The organism is Leisingera sp. MMG026 (assembly GCF_021654205.1).
Classification (GTDB): Bacteria; Pseudomonadota; Alphaproteobacteria; order Rhodobacterales; family Rhodobacteraceae; genus Leisingera.
The window spans coordinates 72,993-96,152 of the sequence record NZ_JAKFZM010000011.1 but is presented as its reverse complement, the minus strand read 5'-3'; the positions used below and the strand labels follow the sequence as shown (position 1 = coordinate 96,152).

The 23,160-nt window shown below is 63.4% G+C and carries 24 protein-coding genes and 2 pseudogenes; 17 read left to right on the top strand and 9 right to left on the bottom strand.

Annotation, left to right across the window (positions count from 1 at the left end; all coding sequences use genetic code 11):
- Positions 1-172 precede the first annotated feature (172 nt).
- Complete coding sequence (locus L1069_RS08145; RefSeq protein ID WP_237455318.1) at positions 173-730, top strand: YqgE/AlgH family protein; 558 nt, start codon at positions 173-175, stop codon at positions 728-730.
- A 369-nt stretch (positions 731-1,099) separates the two neighbouring features.
- On the opposite strand, the gene L1069_RS08140 is transcribed toward L1069_RS08145, so the two are convergent.
- Positions 1,100-2,050, bottom strand: a complete 951-nt coding sequence (locus tag L1069_RS08140; RefSeq protein WP_237455317.1) for an L-threonylcarbamoyladenylate synthase — start codon at positions 2,048-2,050, stop codon at positions 1,100-1,102.
- A gap of 142 nt (positions 2,051-2,192) precedes the next feature.
- On the opposite strand from L1069_RS08140, the gene L1069_RS08135 reads away from it, so the two are divergent.
- The 5 genes and pseudogenes from L1069_RS08135 to L1069_RS08115 all read left to right on the top strand — a co-directional run bounded on the left by L1069_RS08135 (position 2,193) and on the right by L1069_RS08115 (position 6,391).
- Positions 2,193-3,896 (top strand): acyl-CoA dehydrogenase, encoded by a 1,704-nt coding sequence (locus tag L1069_RS08135; protein WP_237455316.1) that lies wholly within the window; start codon positions 2,193-2,195, stop codon positions 3,894-3,896.
- Positions 3,897-3,899: 3 nt separating this feature from the next.
- Positions 3,900-4,946 carry an MBL fold metallo-hydrolase gene (locus tag L1069_RS08130; RefSeq protein WP_237455315.1) on the top strand — a complete coding sequence of 349 codons (1,047 nt, stop codon included), beginning with the start codon at positions 3,900-3,902 and terminating at the stop codon, positions 4,944-4,946.
- 28 nt (positions 4,947-4,974) lie between these two features.
- Positions 4,975-5,427 carry a DUF6173 family protein gene (locus tag L1069_RS08125; protein ID WP_129369832.1) on the top strand — a complete coding sequence of 151 codons (453 nt, stop codon included), beginning with the start codon at positions 4,975-4,977 and terminating at the stop codon, positions 5,425-5,427.
- A 187-nt stretch (positions 5,428-5,614) separates the two neighbouring features.
- On the top strand, positions 5,615-5,749 hold the full coding sequence (locus tag L1069_RS08120; protein ID WP_129369833.1) for an aa3-type cytochrome c oxidase subunit IV: 135 nt from the start codon (positions 5,615-5,617) through the stop codon (positions 5,747-5,749).
- A pseudogene (locus L1069_RS08115) lies at positions 5,749-6,391 on the top strand (hypothetical protein). Before L1069_RS08120 ends, L1069_RS08115 begins: the two are co-directional and overlap by 1 nt.
- A gap of 39 nt (positions 6,392-6,430) precedes the next feature.
- Here the strand turns inward: L1069_RS08115 and L1069_RS08110 are convergent.
- Together L1069_RS08110 and L1069_RS08105 are read right to left on the bottom strand one after the other, a co-directional pair.
- Positions 6,431-6,760 carry an AzlD domain-containing protein gene (locus L1069_RS08110; RefSeq protein ID WP_237455314.1) on the bottom strand — a complete coding sequence of 110 codons (330 nt, stop codon included), beginning with the start codon at positions 6,758-6,760 and terminating at the stop codon, positions 6,431-6,433.
- Complete coding sequence (locus L1069_RS08105; RefSeq protein ID WP_237455313.1) at positions 6,757-7,485, bottom strand: AzlC family ABC transporter permease; 729 nt, start codon at positions 7,483-7,485, stop codon at positions 6,757-6,759. The genes L1069_RS08110 and L1069_RS08105 overlap by 4 nt, the downstream gene beginning before the upstream one ends.
- A 64-nt stretch (positions 7,486-7,549) precedes the next feature.
- Between L1069_RS08105 and L1069_RS08100 the strand changes: the two genes are divergently transcribed.
- From L1069_RS08100 to glp, 4 genes are all read left to right on the top strand, one after another.
- Positions 7,550-8,422, top strand: coding sequence for a formate dehydrogenase accessory sulfurtransferase FdhD (locus tag L1069_RS08100; RefSeq protein ID WP_237455344.1), 873 nt, complete (start codon positions 7,550-7,552; stop codon positions 8,420-8,422).
- Between the two features lie 136 nt (positions 8,423-8,558).
- Positions 8,559-9,197 carry a molybdenum cofactor guanylyltransferase MobA gene (gene mobA / locus L1069_RS08095; RefSeq protein ID WP_237455312.1) on the top strand — a complete coding sequence of 213 codons (639 nt, stop codon included), beginning with the start codon at positions 8,559-8,561 and terminating at the stop codon, positions 9,195-9,197.
- Entirely contained in the window at positions 9,194-9,685 is a 492-nt protein-coding gene (gene mobB, locus L1069_RS08090; RefSeq protein ID WP_237455311.1) for a molybdopterin-guanine dinucleotide biosynthesis protein B, read from the top strand. The genes mobA and mobB overlap by 4 nt, the downstream gene beginning before the upstream one ends.
- Positions 9,682-11,814, top strand: a complete 2,133-nt coding sequence (gene glp, locus L1069_RS08085) for a gephyrin-like molybdotransferase Glp (RefSeq protein WP_237455310.1) — start codon at positions 9,682-9,684, stop codon at positions 11,812-11,814. Before mobB ends, glp begins: the two co-directional genes overlap by 4 nt.
- 151 nt (positions 11,815-11,965) lie before the next feature.
- Here the strand turns inward: glp and L1069_RS08080 are convergent, their stop codons facing one another.
- From L1069_RS08080 to L1069_RS08070, 3 genes are all read right to left on the bottom strand, one after another.
- On the bottom strand, positions 11,966-12,997 hold the full coding sequence (locus L1069_RS08080) for a hypothetical protein (protein WP_237455309.1): 1,032 nt from the start codon (positions 12,995-12,997) through the stop codon (positions 11,966-11,968).
- Between the two features lie 21 nt (positions 12,998-13,018).
- Positions 13,019-13,489, bottom strand: coding sequence for a transcription elongation factor GreA (greA, locus tag L1069_RS08075; RefSeq protein WP_134830630.1), 471 nt, complete (start codon positions 13,487-13,489; stop codon positions 13,019-13,021).
- A gap of 249 nt (positions 13,490-13,738) precedes the next feature.
- Positions 13,739-14,119, bottom strand: a complete 381-nt coding sequence (locus tag L1069_RS08070) for a VOC family protein (protein ID WP_134830629.1) — start codon at positions 14,117-14,119, stop codon at positions 13,739-13,741.
- Between the two features lie 96 nt (positions 14,120-14,215).
- Between L1069_RS08070 and soxR the strand changes: the two genes are divergently transcribed.
- From soxR to L1069_RS08050, 4 genes are all read left to right on the top strand, one after another.
- Positions 14,216-14,671 carry a redox-sensitive transcriptional activator SoxR gene (soxR, locus tag L1069_RS08065; RefSeq protein ID WP_237455308.1) on the top strand — a complete coding sequence of 152 codons (456 nt, stop codon included), beginning with the start codon at positions 14,216-14,218 and terminating at the stop codon, positions 14,669-14,671.
- 193 nt (positions 14,672-14,864) lie between these two features.
- Complete coding sequence (locus tag L1069_RS08060) at positions 14,865-16,514, top strand: electron transfer flavoprotein-ubiquinone oxidoreductase (RefSeq protein WP_237455307.1); 1,650 nt, start codon at positions 14,865-14,867, stop codon at positions 16,512-16,514.
- A 136-nt stretch (positions 16,515-16,650) separates the two neighbouring features.
- Positions 16,651-18,363, top strand: coding sequence for a tetratricopeptide repeat protein (locus L1069_RS08055; RefSeq protein WP_237455306.1), 1,713 nt, complete (start codon positions 16,651-16,653; stop codon positions 18,361-18,363).
- Positions 18,353-19,174, top strand: coding sequence for a 4-(cytidine 5'-diphospho)-2-C-methyl-D-erythritol kinase (locus L1069_RS08050; RefSeq protein WP_237455305.1), 822 nt, complete (start codon positions 18,353-18,355; stop codon positions 19,172-19,174). The genes L1069_RS08055 and L1069_RS08050 overlap by 11 nt, the downstream gene beginning before the upstream one ends.
- Positions 19,175-19,361: 187 nt before the next feature.
- Here the strand turns inward: L1069_RS08050 and L1069_RS08045 are convergent, their stop codons facing one another.
- Positions 19,362-20,360 (bottom strand): polyprenyl synthetase family protein, encoded by a 999-nt coding sequence (locus tag L1069_RS08045; protein WP_237455304.1) that lies wholly within the window; start codon positions 20,358-20,360, stop codon positions 19,362-19,364.
- Between the two features lie 57 nt (positions 20,361-20,417).
- On the opposite strand from L1069_RS08045, the gene L1069_RS08040 reads away from it, so the two are divergent.
- From L1069_RS08040 to L1069_RS08030, 3 genes are all read left to right on the top strand, one after another.
- The gene (locus tag L1069_RS08040; protein ID WP_134830625.1) at positions 20,418-20,633 is read left to right on the top strand and encodes a DUF2007 domain-containing protein; all 216 of its coding nucleotides are present in this window, start codon (positions 20,418-20,420) and stop codon (positions 20,631-20,633) included.
- Positions 20,630-21,397 (top strand): methyltransferase domain-containing protein, encoded by a 768-nt coding sequence (locus L1069_RS08035; RefSeq protein ID WP_237455303.1) that lies wholly within the window; start codon positions 20,630-20,632, stop codon positions 21,395-21,397. The genes L1069_RS08040 and L1069_RS08035 overlap by 4 nt, the downstream gene beginning before the upstream one ends.
- 235 nt (positions 21,398-21,632) lie before the next feature.
- Entirely contained in the window at positions 21,633-21,806 is a 174-nt protein-coding gene (locus L1069_RS08030; RefSeq protein ID WP_024088941.1) for a DUF465 domain-containing protein, read from the top strand.
- Positions 21,807-21,934: 128 nt separating this feature from the next.
- On the opposite strand, the pseudogene L1069_RS08025 reads toward L1069_RS08030, so the two are convergent.
- Together L1069_RS08025 and L1069_RS08020 are read right to left on the bottom strand one after the other, a co-directional pair.
- Positions 21,935-22,210: pseudogene (locus L1069_RS08025) on the bottom strand (EamA family transporter); the annotation flags it as partial.
- Entirely contained in the window at positions 22,207-23,154 is a 948-nt protein-coding gene (locus L1069_RS08020) for a transcriptional regulator GcvA (protein ID WP_129369851.1), read from the bottom strand. The gene L1069_RS08020 and the pseudogene L1069_RS08025, both read right to left, overlap by 4 nt.
- Positions 23,155-23,160: the final 6 nt, after the last annotated feature.

The following is a 23,160-nucleotide window of genomic DNA, read 5'->3' as shown; positions in this document are numbered from 1 at the left end:
ACATGCGCTTGGCGGCAGGGTTTGCCAAGTCACGTTCGGGTCATTGTCTTGGAGTAAGGGCAGGTTTGCGGCAATTTTGCCGGAGGCTTCACCGGACATGGCCTTTGCACCTCTTGCGTGACAGGCAGGGGGACGTCATGGTGGAGGCAGGCAGCAGGAAAGATGGAATTTCATGGATCTGACTGGCAAGCTCTTGATTGCAATGCCCGGAATCGGCGACCCAAGGTTTGAGCATTCGGTGGTTTTCCTGTGCTCCTACGGCGAGGAAGGGGCGATGGGTCTCATCGTCAACAAGCGCGCGGAAGGGGTGGCGCTGGGGGATCTTCTGGAGCAGCTGGACCTGGGCGAAGACGGCAGCGCGGCCGCGGCATTGCCGGTGCGGTTCGGCGGCCCGGTGGAGACCCAGCGCGGCTTTGTGCTGCACACGCCGGATTACGAATCGGACGTGAGCTCGCTGAAAGTGCCGGGCGGGTTCTCGATGACCGCGACGCTGGATATTCTGGAAGACATCGCATTGGGGCAGGGTCCGGAACAACTGCTGGTGCTGCTGGGCTATGCGGGCTGGGGGCCGGGGCAGCTGGAATCCGAGATTGCCATGAACGGCTGGCTGACGGCCGACGCCAGCCCGGATCTTGTTTTCAGCCTGGCGGACGACAGCAAATGGGAAGCATCGCTGAAAACTCTTGGCGTCGATCCGCTGACACTGTCAGCCAGCGCTGGCCACGCCTGAGCGGCAGGTAAGATGCGCTGCGCCGTCTCAACCGGGTGCTCCCGCCCTTTGTTCCATTCATCATAGATGACCGGAAAAAGGTTGGGCGTGGCGCCGCGCAAGCACGGCGCGCCTCCCGCTGAGGCGGGGCCCGTCCCGGATTTCATGCCGGGGCTGGTTTCCAGGCCGGAGGGGCGGAGGCTTTCATCAATTGGAAACGCTGCAGTGGCGGTGGTTGTGCTTCCTTGGCGGAAGTAAATCAGCGGCTTGGGTGCATGGCTGGGCCGCGCCGTGCTTGTACGGCGCCATGCCCAACGGTTTGGCACCCATCTTTGATGGGTTTCAAACGGGCGGGAGTGTTCTGCCCTGTTGGTCAGGTGCTGGGACGGCTTAATCCCTTGGCGCGGCGGCGCGGCGGAGACGGTCGTTGATGGCTTCACCCAACCCGTGATCCGGAACCGGCGCCACCGCGATGGGTTTGCCAAGGGAGTCCAGCCGGTGCAGATGGCCAAAGAGATTGGCGGCGGCCTCAGCCAGATCCCGGCTTTCAGAAAGGTTCAGGTCGCACACCCCCGGTCCGAAGCCGAGAAAAAGCCCGCCTTCGTCTGGCGCGCTGGCGTTCAGCCGGACAGGCGCGCCGGGGGCGTAATGCGACAGCAACTGGCCGGGGGCGGTCAGCGGGTCGTGCACATCGCGTACCGCCAGTTTGCGGCCTAGCACCGCTTCGATCTCTTCTGCTGCCAGCCCGCCGGGACGCAGCAGCATCGGCGCGGGGCCTGCAAGTCCGGCAATGGTCGATTCCAGCCCGACCTCGCAGGCGCCATCATCAAGGATCGCGGCAATGCGTCCGTCCAGGCCTGCCTGCACATGGGCCGCCGTGGTGGGGCTGATCTTGCCGGACGGGTTGGCGGATGGGGCGGCAACCGGGCCGTCCAATGCCTGCAGCAAGGCCTGGCCAGCAGGGTGGGCCGGAACGCGCACCCCCAAAGTTTCCAGCCCGGCAGTGACCAGCGGCGAAATCCCGTGGCCAGCACGCAGCGGCAGCACCAGGGTCAGCGGGCCAGGCCAGAAAGCCTGGGCCAGCTGCTCTGCCGTCTCATTCCACTGAACATAGCGCTGCGCCGCCTCGGCCGAATGCACATGCGCGATCAATGGGTTGAAGGAGGGCCGCCCCTTGGCCTCATAGATTGCGGCCACAGCCTCGCCCTGCCGGGCATCGGCGCCGAGACCATAGACTGTTTCGGTGGGAAAGGAGACAAGTTTACCCTCCCGAAGCAGTTGGGCGGCCCGGGCGATACCGGTGGCCGTGGCGGCAAGGATTTCTGTGCTGTGCAGGGGCATTCCGGGTGACGCGGCGTTTTGGTTGATTGAAATGAGCGTCCGATTAGGTAATCGGTCAAGCCAATGACCATAATAGGCCCGTGCCGGGAAGCCAAGGCTGCCCGTGCCAGGACGCCCCTTAAATGACCGCCAGAGGACGCCCATGACCTTCCGTGCCCCCGTTTCCGAGTATGAGTTTCTGTTTAACCATGTTGTCGGCTATGATGCCATCCCGGCCACAGACCGATTTGCCGAGGCAACGTCAGACATAGTGAGCGCCATCCTTAACGAGGCTGGCAAAATGTGCGGCGAGGTGATGGCCCCTTTGCAGCGCAACGGCGATCTGACCCCGGCCTTTTTGGAAAATGGCGTCCTGCGGACCTCGCCCGGTTTCGGTGACGGGTTCAAAGCCATCGCCGAGGGCGGCTGGATCGGCATGAGCGCGCCGGAGGAACACGGCGGCATGGGGCTGCCGCTGACCGTGGCCACTGCGGTGAACGAGATGATGGCAGGCGCCTGCCTGTCGCTGCAGCTGGCCCCCTTGATGAGCCAGGGCCAGATCGAGGCGCTGGAGCATCATGCCTCGGATGCGATAAAGGAATTGTACCTGCCCAAGCTGATCTCCGGCGAATGGTCCGGCACTATGAACCTGACCGAGCCGCAGGCCGGTTCGGACGTGGGCGCGCTCAGCTCCAAGGCGGTGCCGAATGGCGATGGCACCTATGCGGTCAGCGGCCAGAAGATCTTTATCTCTTGGGGCGATAATGATTTCTGTGGCAATATTTGCCATCTGGTGCTGGCGCGGCTGCCGGACGGCGCGCCGGGGACCAAAGGCATTTCGCTGTTCCTGGTGCCGAAATACCTGCCGGATGCCGACGGCAACCCGGGCACGGCAAATGATCTCAAGGTCGTCAGCCTTGAGCACAAGATGGGCCTGCACGGCTCTCCCACTTGCGTGATGCAATATGACGGCGCCACCGGCTGGCTGGTCGGCGCGGAGCATGGCGGCATGGCGGCGATGTTCACCATGATGAACAATGCCCGTCTTGGCGTGGGCGGGCAGGGCGTTGGCGCCGGTGAGGGCGCCTATCAGCACGCGCTGGCCTATGCGCTGGAGCGCAAGCAGGGCCGCACCGCCAGCGGTTTCATTGCCGACCACGCCGATGTGCGCCGGATGCTGATGGAAATGAAGGCAGACCTGTTTGCCGCCCGTGCGATCCTTTTGGCCTGCGCGCAGTCGATCGACATGCAGACCGCCACGGGTGAAAGCGGCTGGGCGGCGCGCGCGGCGTTCCTGACGCCGATTGCCAAGGCCTTTGGCACCGACACCGGCATCCGGGTGTCTGAGACCGGGGTGCAGGTGCATGGCGGCATGGGCTTTATTGAGGAATCCGGTGCCGCGCAATATTACCGCGACGTGCGGGTGACAGCGATCTACGAGGGCACTAACGGCATCCAGTCGATGGACCTGGTCGCGCGCAAGATGATGGATGGCGGCGACATGGGTTTTGCCCTGATCGACGAGATCGAAGAGCAGGCCGAACGGGCCCGCGCCACCCACCCGAACATGGCGGAATCTGTCTGGCAGGCTTGCGAGTCCTTGCGTGAGGCCACCGAATGGCTGGTCGCCCAGCAGGATATGCAGGACCGCTTTGCCGGCTCGGTTCCCTACCTGCGGGCCTTTGCCCGGGTGCTGGGCGGCCATTACCATCTGGCGGCAGCGATGGCGGACCAGGGCGGCCCGCGCGAAAAACTGGCGCGGTTCTACATCACCCGGATGCTGCCCGAACATGCCAGCCTGCTGGCCCATGCGCAGGCCGGCGCTGCGGGCACCTTTGCCCTCAGCCTTGAAGAACTGGCAGGTTGATCTGTGACTGATATCCCCGACGTCTCGCCCCGCACCCCGTGGGAAGAACCGCCTGCGCAAGGTGAAGCTATAGAGGTGGCCGAGGGCGTCCTTTGGATGCGTCAGCCGCTGCCGATGAAGCTGGATCACGTCAACATCTACGCGCTGGATGACGGCGATGGCTGGACGGTGATCGACACCGGGTTCAACACCCGCAAAAGCCGTGCGATTTGGGAAAGCCTGATGGCCGGCCCGCTGAAGGGCAAGCCGGTTACCCGCGTTGTCGGCACCCATCATCACCCGGATCACATTGGCCTGGTCGGCTGGTTCCAGTCGCAGCATGGCGCCGAACTGATCACCACCCGCACCGCCTGGCTGTTTGCCCGGATGCTGACCCTGGACGTGCAGGACACCTGGCCCGAGGAAACGCTGGCCTATTACCGCAGTGCGGGCATGGACCAGGCGTTTTATGACAAACGCGCCAGCGAGCGGCCCTTCAATTTTGCCGACACCGTGTATCCGATGCCGCTGGGCTTCACCCGCATCAAGCAGGGGGATGCGATCCGCATGGGCGGGCGCGACTGGGACGTGCATATCGGCAACGGCCACGCGCCTGAACACGCCACTTTCTGGAGCCGCGATGACAATCTGGTGATCACCGGCGATCAGATCCTGTCAACCATCAGCCCCAACATCGGCGTCTACGCGACCGAACCGATGGCAGATCCTTTGGGCGAATGGCTGGAAGCCTGCGAGCGTCTGTCGAAACTGGCGCGTCCCGATCATCTGGCCCTGGGCGGGCACAAGCTGCCGTTCACCCGGCTGCCCCTGCGGATGCAGCAGCTCATTGGCAATCACCACGGCGCGTTGGACCGGCTGATGGATCATTTGTCCGTGCCGCAGACTGCCGCCGATTGCTTTGCGCCGCTGTTCAAGCGCACAATCGGCGAAGGCGAGTACGGGCTTGCGCTGGTCGAGGCGGTGGCCCATGTAAATCATCTGTACCACACCGGCCAGGTGGACCGCTGGAAACGCGGCGACGGCGCCTGGCTTTATCAGCGCAAGGGGTGATGCACCCCGCATTCGGGGGAGATACACCATGAGCGACGAGATTTCGACCAGCGCCGAGGCGGCAGAGGCGGCGGTGCTGCCCTGCGTGCACGAAGTCCATGCCGACCCCGACGCCTGTGCGGGCCTGCGCAAGGTTCCGGAAAAACTGCAAAAGCAGGATGCCGCCAAAAGCCCGGCACGCTGGGCCTATGAGCGGCTGATCCTTTATATCCAGAATTTCGAACAGCAGCTGGACAGCGAGCACGAGGTTGCGATGGGCTTTGCCGGCGGCAATGCCGGGGTGCTGCGGATCGAAGGCATGGGCTATTACGATCCCGATATCATCACCTTTTACGGCAGCGAAGGCCCCGGCGCGCGCACCCAGCTGGTGCAGCATGTCAGCCAGCTGAATGTGATGCTGCGGGCGGTGCCCAAAGCGCGGGAAGAAGCCCCGGCCAACCGAATCGGATTCCGCCTCGCTTCGGATCTGGAGCAGGAATAAGCTCAGGGGAAGGGCCTGGGCGATTCGCCCGGGCGCCGTGCCGGGGCCGGCCGGACGCCATGGATGCGGGTGGTGTTGCGGAATTCGCCGCGTATTTCTGACAGATGCGCCCGAATGACGTGGTGACAGAGGGCAGCAAATCCAGTAATCACAGGGAAAATGCACGTGAATTCGAGGGAAAACTCACATGGCTGAACATCAGCACGGCACCATGGACACCGCGGTTCAGGAAAAAGTCTATAACGGCTTTCTGACCTTTATCACCCGCTCCTGCATTGCCCTGGTCTTCTTTGCTCTGTTCCTGGCGGTTTTCGCCACCTGATTTCCGGTTCAAGGAGCGCGCGCCTTGCGTAATCTGCTGTGTCTTGGCGCGGTCCTGCTGGCGCTTGCGGGCTGCGCGGCGCCTCAGCAACCCAATGCGGATGCTGAAACGCTGGCGCGGGTGGCCTACCGCCAGCCCGGCCCGGCGACCCTGACCCTTTACACGATGATCAACAACCGCACCGGGCGGGGCGGCCATGCGTCGCTGATGATCAACGCCTCCGAGCGGGTGATTTTCGACCCCGCAGGTTCGTTCTATGCCTCGGTGGTGCCAGAGCGGAATGACGTTCTGTATGGCATTACTCCCGCCGTGGAGCAGGCCTATCGCGGCGCCCATGCCCGCAGCACCTTCCATGTGGTGGTGCAGCAGGTCGAGGTAACGCCTGAGCAGGCTCAGAAAGCTTACCAGTTGGCGGTGACCAACGGCCGTGTGCCGGGCGCCTATTGTGCCCAGGCCACCATCGGCATCCTGCAGCAGATCCCCGGATTCGAGGGCCTGAATCGCACCTTTTACCCGGAAAAACTGTCGGCGCAATTCGGCCAGCTGCCCGGCGTAGTGACGGACCGCTACTATGAGACCGACAGCGCCGATCTGCAGGCAGGCCTTGCCAAAAGCGACGCCGCGCTGAGCGTGGCGGAGTAATCTTCCCGTTCGGATAAAGCCGAAGGCGCCGGGCGAGCGCTAGGCGGCGAGGTACAACAGCAGCAGGCACAGCCCGCCGGTGCCCAGGCCGATCAGCACGTTGCGGGTCAGGTATCCGGCTGCAAAGGTGGCGGCCGCGGCGGCAAGATGTATCAGGCTGGGATCTCCGCCAGTCGGGGAAGGCCAGACCACCAACGGCGCCACCAGTGCCGGGATGATCGCCACGGCGGTATAGCGCAGATGCCGCATCAGCCATTCCGCAATCGGCTTGCCGCCCATGAACCCGATAAAGGCAAACCGCAGGGCATAGCTGCCAACCGCCAGCCCGATGATCACCGTCCACAGGATTGGTGCAGGAATACTGCTCATTTCGCGCCCTCCGCCTTGGCCTTTTGCCGCTCCAGCCAAAGCTCCGCCTGGGCACCTGCGATCATGCCCGCAATCCCGGCCACGATCAGGCCGAGGTTATAGGGCAGGGCCGCAGCCGGCAGCGAGGTGGCCACCGCCACGAAACAGGCGGCCACATGGGCAGGCGTGCGCAGCATCGGGCCGATCATCGCCAGAAACGCCAGCGGCAGCACAAAATCCACACCCCAGCTTTCGGGGATGCGGGTGCCGACCAGCGCCCCGACCGCGGTGGCAACCACCCAAACCGGGGCAATGATACCATTGGTGCCAAAGAAGTATGCCATGCGCTGCGGCAGCGGCATCTCCGGCTCGCTCTCGAACTTGACGATGGACAGCGCATAAGACTGATCGACCATGAAATAGGCCGCCAGTGCGCGCTGCCACATCGGCGCACCGCCAAGGTAGGGCGTCAGCGAGGCCGAATACATCGCCATCCGAAGGTTCACCGCCAGCGCCGAAATCAGGATGATAATCAGCGGCGCGTTCTCCTGCATCAGCTGCAGCGCAGTGAACTGGGCCGCCCCGGCAAAGACCGTCAATGAAAATGCAAACGCCTCGGGCACGATCAGCCCGGCCTCTGCGGCCAGCACTCCGAACAGAAAGCCAAAGGGCGATGCCATGAAGATGAAGGGCGCGCTGTCGCGAAACCCCTTCCAGAAGGCCGATTTGGTGGTGGTGATTGCCATCTGCGCGTCCTAGATTGCGTGCATCCGGCCTACGGGGATGGCAGAAGGAATGCAATTGGTGAGTATGGATATCACGTCAGAATATCTGATCGCGCCCGGCGTCGCCGACCCGCGGCTGACCCGCGCCGTCACCGGGGTGGACCAGAACGGCGAAGCCAGCGACATCTCGGTGGTTGAGGAGCGCCCGCTGACCATCTTCCTGAATTCCCAGGAAATTGTCACCGCGATGACCATCGGCGACTACCCGGAATACCTGGCGCTTGGCTTTCTGCGCAATCAGCGCATGCTGCTGGACGGGGATGAAGTCACGCGCGTCGATTATGACGAGGATCTGGAAGCCGTGGTGGTCCGTACCGCGGTGGAAACCAGCCACGAGGAAAAGCTGAAGAAGAAAACCCGCACCTCCGGCTGCGCGGTCGGTACCGTCTTTGGCGACATGATGGAGGGGCTGGAGGACGTGCGCCTGCCTGAGATGCAGGTGAAGACCTCCTGGCTTTACACGCTGGCCCACAAGATCAACCGCACGCCCTCGCTTTATCTTGAGGCCGGCGCTATCCATGGCACTGTCCTGTGCGAGCAGGACCGCCCGCTGGTCTATATGGAGGACGTCGGCCGCCACAACGCGGTGGACAAGATCGCCGGCTGGATGCTGTCCGAACAGGCCGCGGCGGCGGACAAGATCCTCTACACTACCGGGCGGCTGACCTCGGAGATGGTAATCAAGACCGCGATGATGGGTATCCCGGTGCTGGCCTCACGTTCCGGCTTCACCGCCTGGGGTGTGGAGATCGCCCGCGAGGTCGGCCTGACGCTCATTGGCCGGATGCGCGGCCAGCGGTTCATCTGTCTAGCGGGCGAGGAGCGGCTGCTGCGCGACATGGATCCAAAAGACGCGCCGGTTGAGGAGAAAAAGCATCGCAGGAAGAGCGCGGAATGAGAAACTGGCTTGTTAACACTAAAGGCAGCGCCCGGCCCGGCGGGGTGGAAGCGAAGCGCCCGCCCCGTGGGGGGCGGGACGGGCGCTGCCTGGCCTTCCAGTCAGGCGGAAGCTTTTCCGTTCAGGAGGTGCCGGATTGACCCAACCCCTCGGTGTAATCCTCGCAGGCGGCCTTGCCACCCGGATGGGCGGCGGCGACAAGGGGCGGCTGCAAGTGGGCGGCCAGAGCCTTTTGTCTCGCGTGGTGGACCGGCTGGCGCCGCAGGTCGCGGGCCTGGCATTGAATGCCAATGGCGACCCGGAACGGTTCAGCGATCTGGGCCTGCCGGTGATTGCCGACTCGATCGAGGGCTTCGCGGGTCCATTGGCTGGCGTGCTCGCGGGCCTCGACTGGGCAGCGGAGCAGGGCGCGGACACCATCGTCACCGCTGCAGCCGACACCCCTTTCTTCCCGCAGGATCTGGTCGCCCGGCTGACCGCAGCGTCCGAAGGCATGGCGCAGCCACTGGTCCTTGCCACCACCCCGCGCACCGGGGACGAGGCACTGAAATCCGGCGGCGGCAAGCGCGTGAACCGGCACCCGGCCTTCGGCCTCTGGCCTGTTGCTCTGCGCGATGACCTGCGCGCGGCGCTTGAAGGCGGTTTGCGCAAGGTGGTGCTGTGGACCGACCAGCATGGCGGCCGCGAGGCGCTGTTCGAGGCCGATCCCTTCGACCCGTTCTTCAACATCAACACGCCGGAAGATCTGGCCAAGGCAGAGGCGTTGCTGAAATGAAGATCTACGGCGTCACCGGCTGGAAGAACAACGGCAAGACCGGGCTGATGGAGCGGCTGGTGGCTGAATTCTGTGAGCGCGGCCTCACCGTTTCCACCATCAAGCACGCCCATCATGCAACGGACGTGGACCAGCCCGGCACCGATAGCCACCGCCACCGGCAGGCCGGTGCGTCGGAGGTGGTGCTGGCCTCGGCTGGCCGCGTTGCAATCATGCATGAGCTGCGCGGCGCGGCTGAGCCGCCGCTGGCAGAGCTGCTGGCCCGCCTGCGTCCTGTCGATCTGGTGCTGGTCGAGGGCTACAAGCGCGAACCCCACCCCAAGATCGAGGCTTTCCGGCAGGAAGCAGGCACCGAACTGATCGCCCCGGAAGACCCGAACATCCGGGCCGTTGCCAGCAACACCGGGATGGCGCTGGACCGCCCGGTTTTTGATCTGAACGATACGGCAGCGATTGCGGATTTCATCCAGATAGAGCTGGGGCTGTGACCCGTTTTGATACTGTTCTCACCGTCGATTGGTCTGCTGCCAAGCGCAGGCCCCGGCGCCAAAGCAAGGATGCGATCTGGCTTGGTGTGGCGCGCGGCGAAACCGCGGAACGGCAAATCTACTGCCGCAGCCGGCAGGAGGCAGAGGTTTGGATCAGCAGCTTCCTCGACGCGGAACGGGCCGCGGGGCGGCGGGTTCTAGCCGCTTTTGATTTCCCCTTTGGCTATCCGCGCGGATTTGCGCGCCGGATCACCGGATCCGATGACCCATTTGCTTTATGGGCCTGGCTGGAAGAGCGGATCGAAGACTCTGAGGACGGAACCAACAACCGGTTTGAAATAGCCTCTGAAATGAACCGGCTGTTTACCGGCCCCGGCCCGTTCTGGGGCAAACCTGATGAAAAGACCTGGCTGGACATTCCCTACCGCAAAGCCGGTATAATCTATAAAGACGTGGCAGAACGGCGCAACGCGGATCTGGCGGCCAAGGCGGCCTCCTCCTGTTTCCAGCTGTTTTTCAATCCGACTGTTGGCAGTCAGGTCCTCATGGGGGTGCCGGTTTTGCAGCGGTTGCGGCGCCGGCACAGGGCCGCTGTCTGGCCTTTCGAAAAGGTTGAGACAGCACAAACTGTTTTTGCAGAAATATGGCCAGGTTTGATCGAGCCTGCCGTTAAGGCCGCAATGGCTGTTGCGGGCCGGGACGAAATACGCGACCGGGTGCAAATGCGGCTATTGTCGCAGGCGCTCAGCCGTCTGCCGGCCGGGGAGCTTGCCGGAATGCTGGCTGCTGTACCTGAGGAAGCACAAGAGGAAGCTTGGATATTGGGCACGGGATACGAAGACCGCTTGAACGCGCTGGCAGCGGATGAACCGGGCAGGCTGACACCGCCGCCGCTCAGCAATGATTGCTTTGCCCTGCCTGCAGGCGTGGATTGGACCCCGGTGGATGACGCGCTGACCCTGCTGCGGGACAGGCTGGGGCCGGTCACCGGAGTGCAAACCCTGCCGCTGGCAGACGCCCTTGGCCGGGTGCTGGCAGAGAGTGCAGTGGCCAAACGCTCCAATCCGCCGCTGCCGAACACGGCGGTGGATGGCTACGGCTTTGCCGGCGGCAAGTCGGAAGGCCCGCATGTGCTGCTGCTCATGCCGGGGCGCGCCGCAGCCGGCGTTCCCTACGACGGCACTGTGCCCGCAGGCAGCGCCATCCGCGTTCTAACCGGCGCCGCGTTGCCGGATGGCGTGGACACGGTGATCCTGGAGGAAGACGTCAACACCGACGGCGCCCGGATCGCTTTCAACGGCCCGCTGAAACAGGGAGCAAACACCCGCAAGGCTGGTGAGGATGTCTGCGCGGGTGACGTCATCTTGCCAGCAGGCCGGGTTATCTCACCCGCCGATCTGGCTCTGGTCTCGGCCACAGGTCTGGCGGAGCTCGCCGTCCGTCTGCCATTGCGGGTCGGTGTGCTCTCCACCGGCGATGAGCTGGTCGAGGCAGGAGAACCCGCAGGCAATGGGCAGATCTTTGACGCCAATCGTCCGATGCTGCTGGCGCTGATCCGCCAGCTGGGATTTGTACCTGTTGATCTGGGAAAAGCTGCGGATGACCGCGAAGCCTTGCGGGCGGATCTGGACGGCGCCGCCAAACAGGCTGACGTTATCCTGACCTCGGGCGGTGCTTCCGCCGGGGACGAGGACCATATGTCGGCATTGCTGCGCGAAGCGGGCGCGATGCAGGAATGGCGCATCGCGCTGAAACCCGGCCGCCCTCTGGCGCTGGGCATGTGGCAGGGCACGCCGGTCTTCGGCCTGCCGGGCAACCCGGTGGCGGCTCTGGTCTGTACCCTGATTTTTGCCCGCCCGGCGATGGGGCTGATGGCGGGCGCGGGCTGGCAGGTGCCGCAGGCATTTGAAATACCGGCGGCCTTTGAAAAGCGCAAGAAACCGGGCCGCCGCGAATACCTGCGGGCACGGATGCGGAACGGCAGCATTGAGGTGTTCAAATCCGAAGGCTCCGGCCGCATCAGTGGCCTCAGCTGGGCGGAAGGGCTGGTGGAGCTTGGCGACGGCGCCGCAGAGATCAAGCTTGGCGACCCGGTCCGCTTTATCCCTTACAGCAGCTTCGCCATGTAAACAGGGCGCTCCCGCCCGCGGCCCGGCGCATCAAAGATGCTTGCCCGCCGTTGGGCATGGCGCCGTGCTGCGCCCGGCGCGCTACCGCCTCGCCGCTTCTTTCTGGTCAAAAATACCCGCGCCGCAGGCCGCGGCCCGAAGGGCCGCCTTCTCAGTCGAACGTCCCGGCCACCCGGCCCAGCAGCATGAAGGCCCGGGCAGTTCGGGTGTTGCCGAGAGCGGAAATCTCGCCGTCGGTCGCTTCAGCCTCAAATTCCGCGAACATCTGATCAAACCGGCGCAGGAAATGATGCGCGGCGTCGCGGAAAATCGGGTCCTGCTTCATCCGCGCCGCCGTCAGCGCCAGCGAGGTGCGGTCGCGCACGCCGCCAAGCGGGGCCACGGCACGGCCGCGCGCGCCTTGGGCAAACTGGCGCCAGATCTCAGGGCGGGACATATCAGGGCGCAGGTCATCCATATAGATGCCGTCTTGGCTGAGCAGGGTCAGCACATCCTGCGCTGCCTGAATCACCTGGGCGGCCTTGCGGTCCTGCAGGGCCGCGCGCAGGGCGGCGAAACCGTCCTGATCCTCCGCCGTCTCCGGGAAGTTCAGGGCCCGGATGAAATGTTCGGCCGGCAGCGGCGGCGCGGCATCTTCGGCCTGGGTGCCCAAAGCCAATGATCCTTGTTCGGCCGCCGCCAGCTCGGCTGCTTCGGCGGGGATTGCCGGGCGCACCGGATCGCGGCGGCTGGTGTGGAAGGTGGCCAGCGCGGTTTCGGTCTTGCGGGTCGCCTCGGCGATCTCCTCCAACCGCTTGGCCATCGAAGGCTCAGCCACCGCGGCATGCTGCTGCGACTGTGCCAGATAGGTCTGGCGCAAGCCGTCAATGGCGGCCTGCAGCTGTTCGCTTTCCTCCCGCATCACCCGGGCCGAGCGCGCGGCAGAGGCGGCAACCCACAGCATCGCCAGCGGCAGCACCAGTGCCAGAACGCCGGTGATCAGGTCAGCCCATTGCGAAAGCCCGGAATCCGGCGGTGCAAAGACAAAGAACCCGACCGCCGCCAGAAGCCACAGAGCACCCAAGGCAATGGCCGCCAGCTCGGCACCGCCCAGCCCGTTGCCCGCAGGCCCGTCAAGGCGCCGCAACGGGCGATTGCCGCCGGGGTTCGGGGTGGAGCCGGGACTGCTGCTGGAGCCTGTCATGAACACTCGCTGCTTTGCGGATCAGGAATAGACGATCTTGAGAATTTCATATGCGCGGATGCCGCCGGGGGTGCGCACTTCCACACTGTCGCTTTCGTCCTTGCCGATCAAGGCACGCGCAATCGGCGATTTGATGTTCAACAGACCCGCTTCGATGTTGGCCTCGTGTTCGCCAACGATCTGCCAGGTCTTTTCTTCGTCGGTGTCCTCGTCCACCACGGTCACCTTGGCGCCGAATTTGATGGCGCCAGTCAGCTTGGCCGGGTTGATCACGTCGGCCAGCGACAGGATGCCTTCCAGCTCCTTGATGCGGCCCTCGATAAAGGACTGCTTCTCGCGCGCCGAATGATATTCGGCGTTCTCCGACAAATCGCCGAGCTCACGCGCTTCGGCAATTGCCTGAATGATCGCCGGGCGTTCGACGGATTTCAGGTTCTTCAGTTCGCTTTCCAGCGCGGCGTGACCCGTGGGGGTCATCGGGATCTTTTCCATGAGATTGGTCCAGGTCGCTATTATGGTTTTTCTTGTCAGTATGAAAACCGCAGCCCCGCAGCATAAGCCGCGGGGCCTCCGGTCCGGTTGACAATTACCTGACCCAATCCTGCACCTGATTTCAAGTGCGCGCGGGGCTTGCCGGCACGCAATTCCGCCTAAGCGGGCGGATTGCGGGACTTTTCCACAGAATTGCGCGAAAAAATGCCGCGCAGGGGCCGCTTCGCAAACCCCGCCTGCCATGGAATATCAATCATATTGCACCGCCTCGTATTCGATGCCGTTTTCGTCATGAAAGTAAAACCGGCGGCCCGGTTCATAGTCGCCGTGGTTGATCGGTGTGAAACCCGCGGCCTTCACTGCAGCTTCGGTTGCGTCCAGATCCTCGACGATCACCGCCAAATGGTTCAGCCCGCCGACAATGCCATAGCTCTCCGGCGCTTTGCCCGCGGGCGTGCGCGGCGTGTAAAGCGCAAGATAGCTGTCTTCCCCGCCGGTATGCACGGTGTAGCCGCCATTCTTGGCCTCACCCTCCCAGCGCACATGCCAGCCGAAAACCTCTTTCATCCATTTCGCAGTGGCATTGGGGTCGGCCACGGTGACGTTTGCATGTTCAAGAACTGCGCTCATTGGAAATCTCCTTCTCGCCTGAGCAAATCTGTTGATACGACTCACTCTAATTCCTAAACCTAACTTTAGCTCAAGCAGTTTTTCAGGGAGTGCACCATGCCGTCATCCGCCGGTATTTCCATTGGTTATCTGGCAGGCCGCACAGGTCTTGCCGTGTCCGCGATCCGCTATTACGAGGCGCAGGGGCTGGTGGAGCCCTGGCGCAATGCGGGCGGGCAGCGGCGGTTCCACCGCGCCGACATCCGGCGGATGAGTTTTATCATGATTGCCCAGCAGTTCGGCTTTTCGCTTCCGGAGATCCGCGGTTTCCTGCAAAGCCTGCCGGGCAGCCGCACCCCCACCAAAGAAGACTGGGTGCGGATTTCGGACAGCTTCCGCAGCCATCTGGACCAGCGAATCGAAACCTTGATGCGGTTGCGCGACAATTTGGACGGCTGCATTGGCTGCGGCTGTCTTTCGCTTCCGAATTGCAAACTGTACAACCCCGAAGACAAGGCTGCACAGAAGGGGCAGGGACCCCGATACCTGATGGGAGACCGGCCCGAGACATGAGCTGCGGCGGAAAATGATCCTTGAATGACGAAATTGGACGCACTTTTTGTCTCAGTTGCCTGTTTTACAGGTGTTTGACGCGGAGTTTGGATTGACCGGCAGGTCTGCCAAACGCTAAGCAACCGCGAAATAATATTGCGCCCACGCACCATTGTGGGGCCGGTAGCGAACAAAAGCCAAGGAGCGCCGCAAAATGGCCGAGATTGAACGCGAAGCGATGGAATACGACGTGGTGATCGTCGGGGCCGGCCCTGCCGGTCTGTCTGCGGCCATCCGCCTGAAACAGCTGGACGCCGACCTTGAGGTCGTGGTCCTGGAAAAAGGCTCGGAAGTGGGCGCGCATATCCTGTCGGGCGCGGTGCTGGACCCCTGCGGCCTGAACGCGCTGATCCCCGACTGGAAGGAAAAAGGCGCGCCGCTGAACGTCGAAGTCAAGGAAGACAACTTCCTGATGCTGGGTGAAGCCGGCCATGTCCGCATTCCCAACTTCCCGATGCCGCCGCTGATGAACAACCACGGCAACTATATTGTCTCGATGGGCAACGTCTGCCGCTGGATGGCGGAGCAGGCCGAGGAAATGGGGGTTGAGATCTTCCCGGGCATGGCGTGCTCGGAACTGGTTTACGGCGAAAACGGCGAAGTGAAGGGCGTTGTTGCGGGCGAGTTCGGCAAGAACGCCGACGGCACTCCCGGCCCGTCTTATGAGCCGGGCATGGAGCTGCACGGCAAATATGTTTTCATCTGCGAAGGCGTGCGCGGCTCGCTGGCTAAGGAAGTGATCAATAAATACGATCTCGCCGCCGGCAAGGAAGTGCAGAAATACGGCGTCGGCATGAAAGAGATCTGGGAGATCGACCCCGCCAAGCATAGCGAAGGCACCGTCACCCACACCATGGGCTGGCCGCTGGGCAAGAACGCAGGCGGCGGGTCGTTCATCTATCACCTGGACAACAATCAGGTATACGTCGGTTTTGTGGTGCACCTGAACTACAAGAACCCGCATCTGTTCCCCTATATGGAATTCCAGCGTTTCAAACATCACCCGGTGGTGGCCGAGCTGCTGAAGGGCGGCAAGCGCGTGGCTTATGGCGCCCGCGCAATCACCGAAGGCGGCTGGCAGTCAATGCCGAAACTGGTTGCCCCCGGCGTGGCGCTGCTGGGCTGTTCTGCCGGCATGGTCAACGTGCCGCGCATCAAGGGCAACCATAACGCGATGCTGTCGGGCAAGGCTGCGGCCGAAGCTGCTTTTGATGCGATCAAGGCAGAACGTTCCGGCGACGAACTGGCCGCCTATGAGACCGACGTGCGCGACGGCGCCATCGGCAAGGACCTGAAGATGGTCCGCAACGTCAAGCCGATGTGGTCCAAATGGGGTCTCACCGCCTCGCTCGCCTTTGGCGGCCTGGACATGTGGACCAACAACCTGCTGGGCTTCTCCTTCTTTGGCACCCTGGGCCACGGCAAGAACGACGCCGAAGCAACCGAGGAGGCCTCCAAGCACAAGCCCATCGATTACCCCAAACCCGATGGTGTGCTGTCCTTCGACCGGCTGACCAACGTGTCTTTTGCGATGACCAATCACGAGGAAAGCCAGCCCTGCCACCTGCAGCTGGGCAATACTGACACTCCGATCCAGGTCAACCTGCCGAAATTCGCCGAACCAGCGCAGCGCTACTGCCCCGCCGGTGTATACGAGGTGGTGGAAAAAGACGGCCAGCCGGAGTTCGTGGTCAACTTCCAGAACTGCGTCCACTGCAAGACCTGCGACATCAAGGACCCGTCCCAGAACATCACCTGGACCACGCCGCAGGGCGGTGACGGGCCGAACTACCCGAACATGTGATCGGAATTTCAGCTTTTCGGCGCGGTTTTGCCGGAATTTATGGGGCGGCCCTCGGGCCGCCCCATTGCGTGTTGACGGGCGGCGCACTACGCTTTCTTAGAAGAGCAAAGAGCAGTAAATCGTAAAGGGGTCCCGCGTGCCCGTATCCATTCTTCGCACCCTGTCCTGTGCGGCCCTGGTGGCCGCTTCCGTGCCTGCCGCGCAGGCGGAAGGGCTGGCCGGCTCATATCTGGCCGGACGGGCCGCAACCTATGACAGCGATTTTGCTGCCGCGGCTCTGTATTACACGCAGGCCCTGGCCCGCGATCCGCAGAACCCGCTGCTGATGGAAAACGTGGTCTTTGCGCAGCTCGCCATGGGCAAGGCTGAACTGGCGGTGCCGGTCGCCGCAAGGCTGCTACAGGCCGGTGCCCGCAGCCAGGTGGCCAATATCATTATTGCAGGCGGCCATGCCGCAGATGGTGATTTCCAGGCAATCCTGGACCGCAACGCCGAACAGGAAGCAATCCATCCGCTGGTGGACGGTTTGCTGGAAGGCTGGGCGCATATCGGCAACGGCTCCGTTTCCAGCGCGCTCAAGACCTTTGAACGGCTGGCCGAAGATGGCAGCCTGCGGCCCTTTGTGCTCTACCACCGGGCACTTGCACTGGCCTCGGCCGGTGACTACGGCGGGGCCGAGGCGCTGTTTGCCGCCGAAGATGGCCGCCTGGCCACACTCAGCCGCCGGGCGGCAGTTGCAAGGGTGCAGATCCTGTCGCAGCTGGGCCGCAGCGATGACGCCCGTGAAGCGCTTAATGCAGCCTTCGGCAGCCGCCTGGATCCCGGGCTGGAAGCCATGGATGCGCAGCTCGCCGCCGGGGAAACGCTTGCCTACACCATCGCCCCCAGCCCGCGGGAGGGGGTGGCTGAGGTGTTCTATACTCTTGGCGCGGCGCTGAATGGCGACACCGCCAACGATTACGTGCTGATGTACGCCCGCATGGCGGCCTCACTGCGCCCCGATCATGTGGACGCAATCCTACTGAGCGCCGGTCTGCTGGACCAGCTGGGCCGCTACGAGCTGTCGGTTGCGACCTACAAGCAGGTGCCCAGCGGTCATCCCGACTATCACGCCGCTGAAATGGGCCGCGCCGAGGCGCTGCGCCGCGCCGCCAAACCGGACGCGGCAATCGAAGTTCTGGAACAGCTGGCGCGGGACTTCCCGGAACAGCCCAGCGTCTATGTCAGCCTCGGCGATCTGCTGCGCCAGCAGGAAGACTACGCGGGTGCTGCCGGCGCTTATGACAAGGCGCTGGCCAATACATCCGAAGACTCCGGCACCCGCTGGTTCCTCTACTATGCCCGCGGTATCTGCCATGAACGGCTGGACCAATGGGACCAGGCCGAGGCCGATTTCCGCGCCTCGCTAGAACTGGACCCGAACCGGCCGCAGGTGCTGAATTACCTGGGTTATTCGTTGGTTGAAAAAAGCAGCAAGCTGGACGAGGCGCTGGAAATGATCGAACGCGCCGTCGCGGCACGTCCTGATTCCGGCTTCATCGTCGACTCCCTGGGCTGGGTGCTTTATCGCATGGGCCAGTTTGACGATGCGGTTGCCCATATGGAACGCGCGGTTGAGCTGATGCCGGTGGACCCGGTGGTCAATGACCACCTGGGAGACGTCTACTGGGCCGTGGGCCGGGAGCGTGAAGCAGAATTCCAGTGGAAGCGGGCGCTGTCTTTTATCGATCCGGAAGACACTGATGGCGAAGCCGACCCCGAACGCATCCGCCGCAAATTGGAGGTAGGCCTGGACGCAGTTCTGGCCGAGGAGGGCGCTGAGCCCCTGAAGGTCGCCAATGGCGGCTAAGGTCTTTGCACCTGCCAAGATCAACCTGACCCTGCATGTGACCGGCCGTCGCGACGACGGCTATCACCTGCTGGATTCGCTGGTGGTCTTTGCCGATTCGGGGGATCTGCTGCAGCTTGATCCAGGACCTGAGCTGGCGTTGGATGTCTCCGGCCTGTTTGCGGGCGGCGTGCCGGCGGATGAGCGCAACCTGGTTTGGAAAGCCGCCGCGGGGGCAGGCTGGACCGGCCGGATCGGTCTCGACAAACATCTGCCCCACGGCGCAGGCATCGGTGGCGGCTCCTCGGACGCCGCTGCGGTTCTGCGGGCACTTTCCGGGCAGGGCTGCGGTATTCCCGATGATTTGCCGCTGTCGCTTGGCGCTGATGTGCCGGTCTGCATGGCGGCCCGTGGGTCCCGTATGCAGGGGATCGGCGAGCAGGTCGCGCCGGTGGAGCTGCCAGAGCTGCATGCGCTGCTTGTTAATACCGGCGCACATGTCCCGACCGGGCAAGTGTTTTGCGAACTTGCCTCCCGTAACAATTCGCCGATGCCGCAGGACATTCCGGCTTTCGACTCCGCTGAAGACTGCGCCGCGTGGCTTGGCGAACAGCGCAACGACCTGGAGGCCCCGGCCACCAGTGTTGCGCCGGAAATTGAACGGGTTCTGTCAGGCCTGCGCTGCTCCCGCAACGCGCTGCTGGCCCGCATGTCCGGTTCCGGCGCCACCTGTTTTGCGCTCTACCCATCAAGGAAAGCCGCGCATTTTGCAGCCTATGAAATCGGGGCGGAGCATCCCGAGTGGTGGTGCAGTGCAGTCACTTTGACCTGAAGCACTGCGCGCCGCGGAACACAGGCACTCCCGCCTGCGGCCCGGCGCATCAAAGATGCTTGTCCGCCGTTGGGCCGGGCGCCGCGCTCACGCACGGCGCGGTGCTGTCCTGCTGCTTCTTTCTGGTCCTAAATACCTCCGGGGGTGAGGCCGGAATGGCCGAGGGGGCAGCGCCCCCTTTACCCGGTCAGTTCAGCCGCGAAACCACATAGCCGGCCAGATCGCGCAGCATGCTGCGGATCTCGTGATCGGGCAGGACGTCAAGTGCCGCCTTCGCCTTTGCCGCCCAGCCATTGGCGTCTTTGCGGGTGGCCTCCAGCGTGCCGTACTTTGCCATCAGTGCCAGCGCTTGCTCCAGGTCGCCGTCTTCCTGCTTGCCCTTCTCGATGGTGCGGGTCCAGAACGCGCGCTCTTCGTCTGTCGCCTGCGCCACCGCTTTGATCACCGGCAATGTCAGCTTGCGTTCGCGGAAGTCGTCACCGACATTCTTGCCGGTGGCCTTGCTGTCGCCCTGATAGTCCAAAAGGTCATCCGCGATCTGGAAGGCAATCCCCAGCGCGTCGCCATAGTCAAACAGCGCCTTCACCTGTGTCTCGGAGGCGCCGGCGATCACGCCGCCCACTTCCATCGCCGCCGAGAACAGCGCAGCGGTCTTGCCGCGCACCACCTGCAGATAGATGTCCTCACCGGTTTTCAGGTTCGAAGCCGCCGTCATCTGCAGCACTTCGCCTTCGGCAATGGTGGCAGAGGCATTGGCCAGGATATCCAGTACCCGCAAGGAACCGGTCTCAACCATCAGCTGGAAGCTGCGGGCAAACAGGTAGTCGCCGACCAGAACCGAGCTTTTGTTGTCCCAGAGCAGGTTCGCTGTAGGCCGCCCGCGCCGTTGGGCGCTTTCATCAACCACATCGTCATGCAGCAGGGTCGCGGTGTGGATGAATTCCACCGTGGCGGCCAGTTTCAGATGGTGATCGCCCTGATAGCCGCACATCTTTGCTGCCGCCAGTGTCAGCATCGGCCGCAGGCGCTTGCCGCCGGCCTCAACCAGATGCGCGGTCACCTCGGGGATGCGCGGCGCATGTTGCGAGGCCATCCGCTTGCGGATCAGCACATTCACTGCGTCCAGTTCCTGGCTCAGCGTGGCGGCCAGCATTTCATGCGGCTTCCTGGTCATCACTTGGTCCATCACTTTCCCGCTCGCAAGGCTCGACAAGGCCGGGGCCTTGCCCTTAGATCCAATCCTATGAAAGAGCTTTTGCGCAGCACCGATCCGACGATCATGGCCTTTGCCTCCGCCCTTCTTGAGGGTGAGGATATAGACTGCTTTCAAATGGACGTAAATATGAGCATCCTGGAAGGCGGGATCGGGATTTTCCCGCGCCGCCTGATGGTGCGCGCGGATGATTACGACGATGCGCTGGTGGTGATGCGCGACAATGAAATCCCGCTGGGCCGATGACCGCATTTGCGGAAGACGCGCTGAGCTGCAACGGCTTTCTTGGCGGCAGGGTGCGGCTGTGGCAGCCCGTAAAGGGATACCGTGCGGGGGTGGATCCTGTGCTGCTGGCAGCGGCAGTCCCGGCAAGGCCAGGCGAGGCGGTTCTGGAACTGGGCTGCGGTGCCGGTCAGGCTTTGCTGTGTCTTGCGGCGCGGGTGCCGGATCTGCAACTGGCGGGGGTTGAGCTGCAGCCGCCGTACGCGGAGCTGGCCCGGTGCAATGCTGCGGAAAACGATCAGGAGATCGAGGTGTTCGAGGCTGATTTATCGGCGTTGCCGGAGGTTCTGAAACAGCGCCAGTTCCATCACGTATTTGCCAATCCGCCTTATTACAAACCGGGCGCCCATAGTCTGGCGCGCGATGTCGGCAGGCAGGTCGCGCTGGGAGAGGGCACGCCGCTGGCAGACTGGATCACAACCGCCACCCGCCGTCTGGCGCCGAAAGGATACCTGCACATGATCCAGCGCGCCGACCGGCTGCCGGACATGCTGGCGGCCTGCAGCGGCGGCCTTGGCTCGGTCGAGGTACTGCCGCTGGCCCCGCGCCAGGGACGGGGGGCTGAGCTGGTGATCTTACGCGCGCGCAAGGGCGGCCGGGCGGATTTCCGGCTGCATGCGCCGCTGATTCTGCATGAGGGTGCCCGGCATGAGCGGGACGGAGACAGCTACCACCCGCAAATCCGGGCTGTTCTGCGCGAGGCGGCGGCCTTGTCTTGGCCGGTTTAACGGGGGTTTTCCAGCGCCGCGAATATAGGGGTCAAGCTATCCGCATTCAACTTATGCGGACTGTTGTCCGGCGGGTTTCTGCCATAATGCGCTTTTACCTGCGGCAAAATGCGCGGCGCATGGCCGATACGAAAATTTCATGACAAAAATACTGCGGCTGCGGCGTGACAGACGTAAAAACTTGTGGTCCACTCTTTGGTGTCAAACACATCTAGCTCAACGAAGGAGGGTTGCCATGAGCCTTAGCTCGCATCTGACCGAACTTAAGAAGAAGCACGAGCATCTGAGCATGGAAGTGGAACAGGCCCAGCGATCGCCCAGTACCGACGGTCTGGAAATCGCATCAATGAAAAAGCAAAAGCTCAAGCTGAAAGAAGAGATTGAGCGTCTGACGACTGAACTGGTCTGAAGAGTTTCCGCCGGAACGCATCCCGGCACTGCACATCGGAGGGTCTGCCCGGCGCGGCGGCCCTCTTTTTATTTGGCGGGATCAGGATTGCGGGATCAGCTTGCCGAACCAGCCCCGGCCGCAATCAGCGCCCCGCCCATCAGCCGCGACAGCACCGAATAGCCGGACCAGGTCAGCGCGCACAACAGCGCCAGCCCGCAGGTGGGAAGATACTGCGCCTCAAACCCGCCACTGCCCGCAATGATGGTCGCCGCCCCGGCAAAACCCAAGCCAGCGCCGATGGTGAAGCACAGCGCATTCAGCAGCAAGGGCGGGACGGGCTCGGTTCCGACGGTCAGCAACGCTAGAAGCGACCACAGTAAAACAGCGATGAAGCCGATGGCGGTCGCACGGGATTTGGTCATGGCGGCGGGATGTCCTCAACCGGGATGATGTCAAAAGCCTCCGAGACGTAGGCGGTTTTTTCAATCTCGGTAACAAACCAGTCCCGGAACGCCGCGATCGGCGGCCGCGTTTCGGTGCCGGGCGCGCAAAGAAACCGGAAATGCGCCTTGGTCTCAATTGCGGTCTTGAACGGCGCCACCAGCCGGCCGGCATGCAGATCGGTGACTGCCATGCCGCGCCGGCCCAGAGCCACGCCGGCCCCCGTGACAGCGGCGTCGATTGCATGGTCGGCTTGCGAGAAATGCGAGCCATGGGTCGGTTTGAAATCGATGCCTTGGGTGCGGAACCAGGCCGGCCAATCGCAGGGCGGGTCCAGAAAATCGATGGATTCGTCAAAGATCAGCGGCGCCTCCATCAGGCTTTCCGGCGTGGTATAGCGCTCCGCCAGCTCCGGCGACATCACTGGCGTAACCCATTCCGGCGGCACCCGCAGCACATAGTAACCCTCATCCGGGCCATAGCCGAACCGGATTGCCACATCGACGTCATCGCGGACAAAATCCAGCATCCGCAACGTGGCTGAAAACCGCAGGTCGATCTCGGGATGAGCACGGGCAAATTCATACAGCCGCGGCGCCAGCCATTTTGCCGTCAGCCCCGGCCCCGCGGTCACCGTCAGCGTGGTGTTGTCCTGCAGGCGGCGCACGGTGCGCCAGGCAGCGGTCAGCGCCTCGAACCCTTCCGCCGCTCCGGGGGCCAGTGTCTTTCCCGCCTCAGTCAGCTCTACCGCGCGGTTCAGGCGGCGGAACAGCGGCTGGCCCAGATGCTCTTCCAGTGATTTGATCTGAAACGACAGCGCCGCAGGGGTCACATTCAGCTCCTCCGCCGCCTTGGCAAAGGACATGTGACGGGCCGCGGCATCAAAAGCGCGCAGGGCGGTGAGGGGGGGCAGACGGTCAGACATCTCACA

What these genes read in the sequence shown, in the direction of transcription:
- L1069_RS08145 (WP_237455318.1), top strand. Translation starts at nt 173, where the DNA reads ATGGATCTGACTGGCAAGCTCTTGATTGCAATGCCCGGAATCGGCGAC.
- L1069_RS08140 (WP_237455317.1), bottom strand. Translation starts at nt 2,050, where the DNA reads ATGCCCCTGCACAGCACAGAAATCCTTGCCGCCACGGCCACCGGTATC.
- L1069_RS08135 (WP_237455316.1), top strand. Translation starts at nt 2,193, where the DNA reads ATGACCTTCCGTGCCCCCGTTTCCGAGTATGAGTTTCTGTTTAACCAT.
- L1069_RS08125 (WP_129369832.1), top strand. Translation starts at nt 4,975, where the DNA reads ATGAGCGACGAGATTTCGACCAGCGCCGAGGCGGCAGAGGCGGCGGTG.
- L1069_RS08120 (WP_129369833.1), top strand. Translation starts at nt 5,615, where the DNA reads ATGGCTGAACATCAGCACGGCACCATGGACACCGCGGTTCAGGAAAAA.
- L1069_RS08110 (WP_237455314.1), bottom strand. Translation starts at nt 6,760, where the DNA reads ATGAGCAGTATTCCTGCACCAATCCTGTGGACGGTGATCATCGGGCTG.
- L1069_RS08105 (WP_237455313.1), bottom strand. Translation starts at nt 7,485, where the DNA reads ATGGCAATCACCACCACCAAATCGGCCTTCTGGAAGGGGTTTCGCGAC.
- L1069_RS08100 (WP_237455344.1), top strand. Translation starts at nt 7,550, where the DNA reads ATGGATATCACGTCAGAATATCTGATCGCGCCCGGCGTCGCCGACCCG.
- mobB (WP_237455311.1), top strand. Translation starts at nt 9,194, where the DNA reads ATGAAGATCTACGGCGTCACCGGCTGGAAGAACAACGGCAAGACCGGG.
- L1069_RS08080 (WP_237455309.1), bottom strand. Translation starts at nt 12,997, where the DNA reads ATGACAGGCTCCAGCAGCAGTCCCGGCTCCACCCCGAACCCCGGCGGC.
- greA (WP_134830630.1), bottom strand. Translation starts at nt 13,489, where the DNA reads ATGGAAAAGATCCCGATGACCCCCACGGGTCACGCCGCGCTGGAAAGC.
- L1069_RS08070 (WP_134830629.1), bottom strand. Translation starts at nt 14,119, where the DNA reads ATGAGCGCAGTTCTTGAACATGCAAACGTCACCGTGGCCGACCCCAAT.
- soxR (WP_237455308.1), top strand. Translation starts at nt 14,216, where the DNA reads ATGCCGTCATCCGCCGGTATTTCCATTGGTTATCTGGCAGGCCGCACA.
- L1069_RS08060 (WP_237455307.1), top strand. Translation starts at nt 14,865, where the DNA reads ATGGCCGAGATTGAACGCGAAGCGATGGAATACGACGTGGTGATCGTC.
- L1069_RS08050 (WP_237455305.1), top strand. Translation starts at nt 18,353, where the DNA reads ATGGCGGCTAAGGTCTTTGCACCTGCCAAGATCAACCTGACCCTGCAT.
- L1069_RS08045 (WP_237455304.1), bottom strand. Translation starts at nt 20,360, where the DNA reads ATGGACCAAGTGATGACCAGGAAGCCGCATGAAATGCTGGCCGCCACG.
- L1069_RS08040 (WP_134830625.1), top strand. Translation starts at nt 20,418, where the DNA reads ATGAAAGAGCTTTTGCGCAGCACCGATCCGACGATCATGGCCTTTGCC.
- L1069_RS08035 (WP_237455303.1), top strand. Translation starts at nt 20,630, where the DNA reads ATGACCGCATTTGCGGAAGACGCGCTGAGCTGCAACGGCTTTCTTGGC.
- L1069_RS08030 (WP_024088941.1), top strand. Translation starts at nt 21,633, where the DNA reads ATGAGCCTTAGCTCGCATCTGACCGAACTTAAGAAGAAGCACGAGCAT.
- L1069_RS08020 (WP_129369851.1), bottom strand. Translation starts at nt 23,154, where the DNA reads ATGTCTGACCGTCTGCCCCCCCTCACCGCCCTGCGCGCTTTTGATGCC.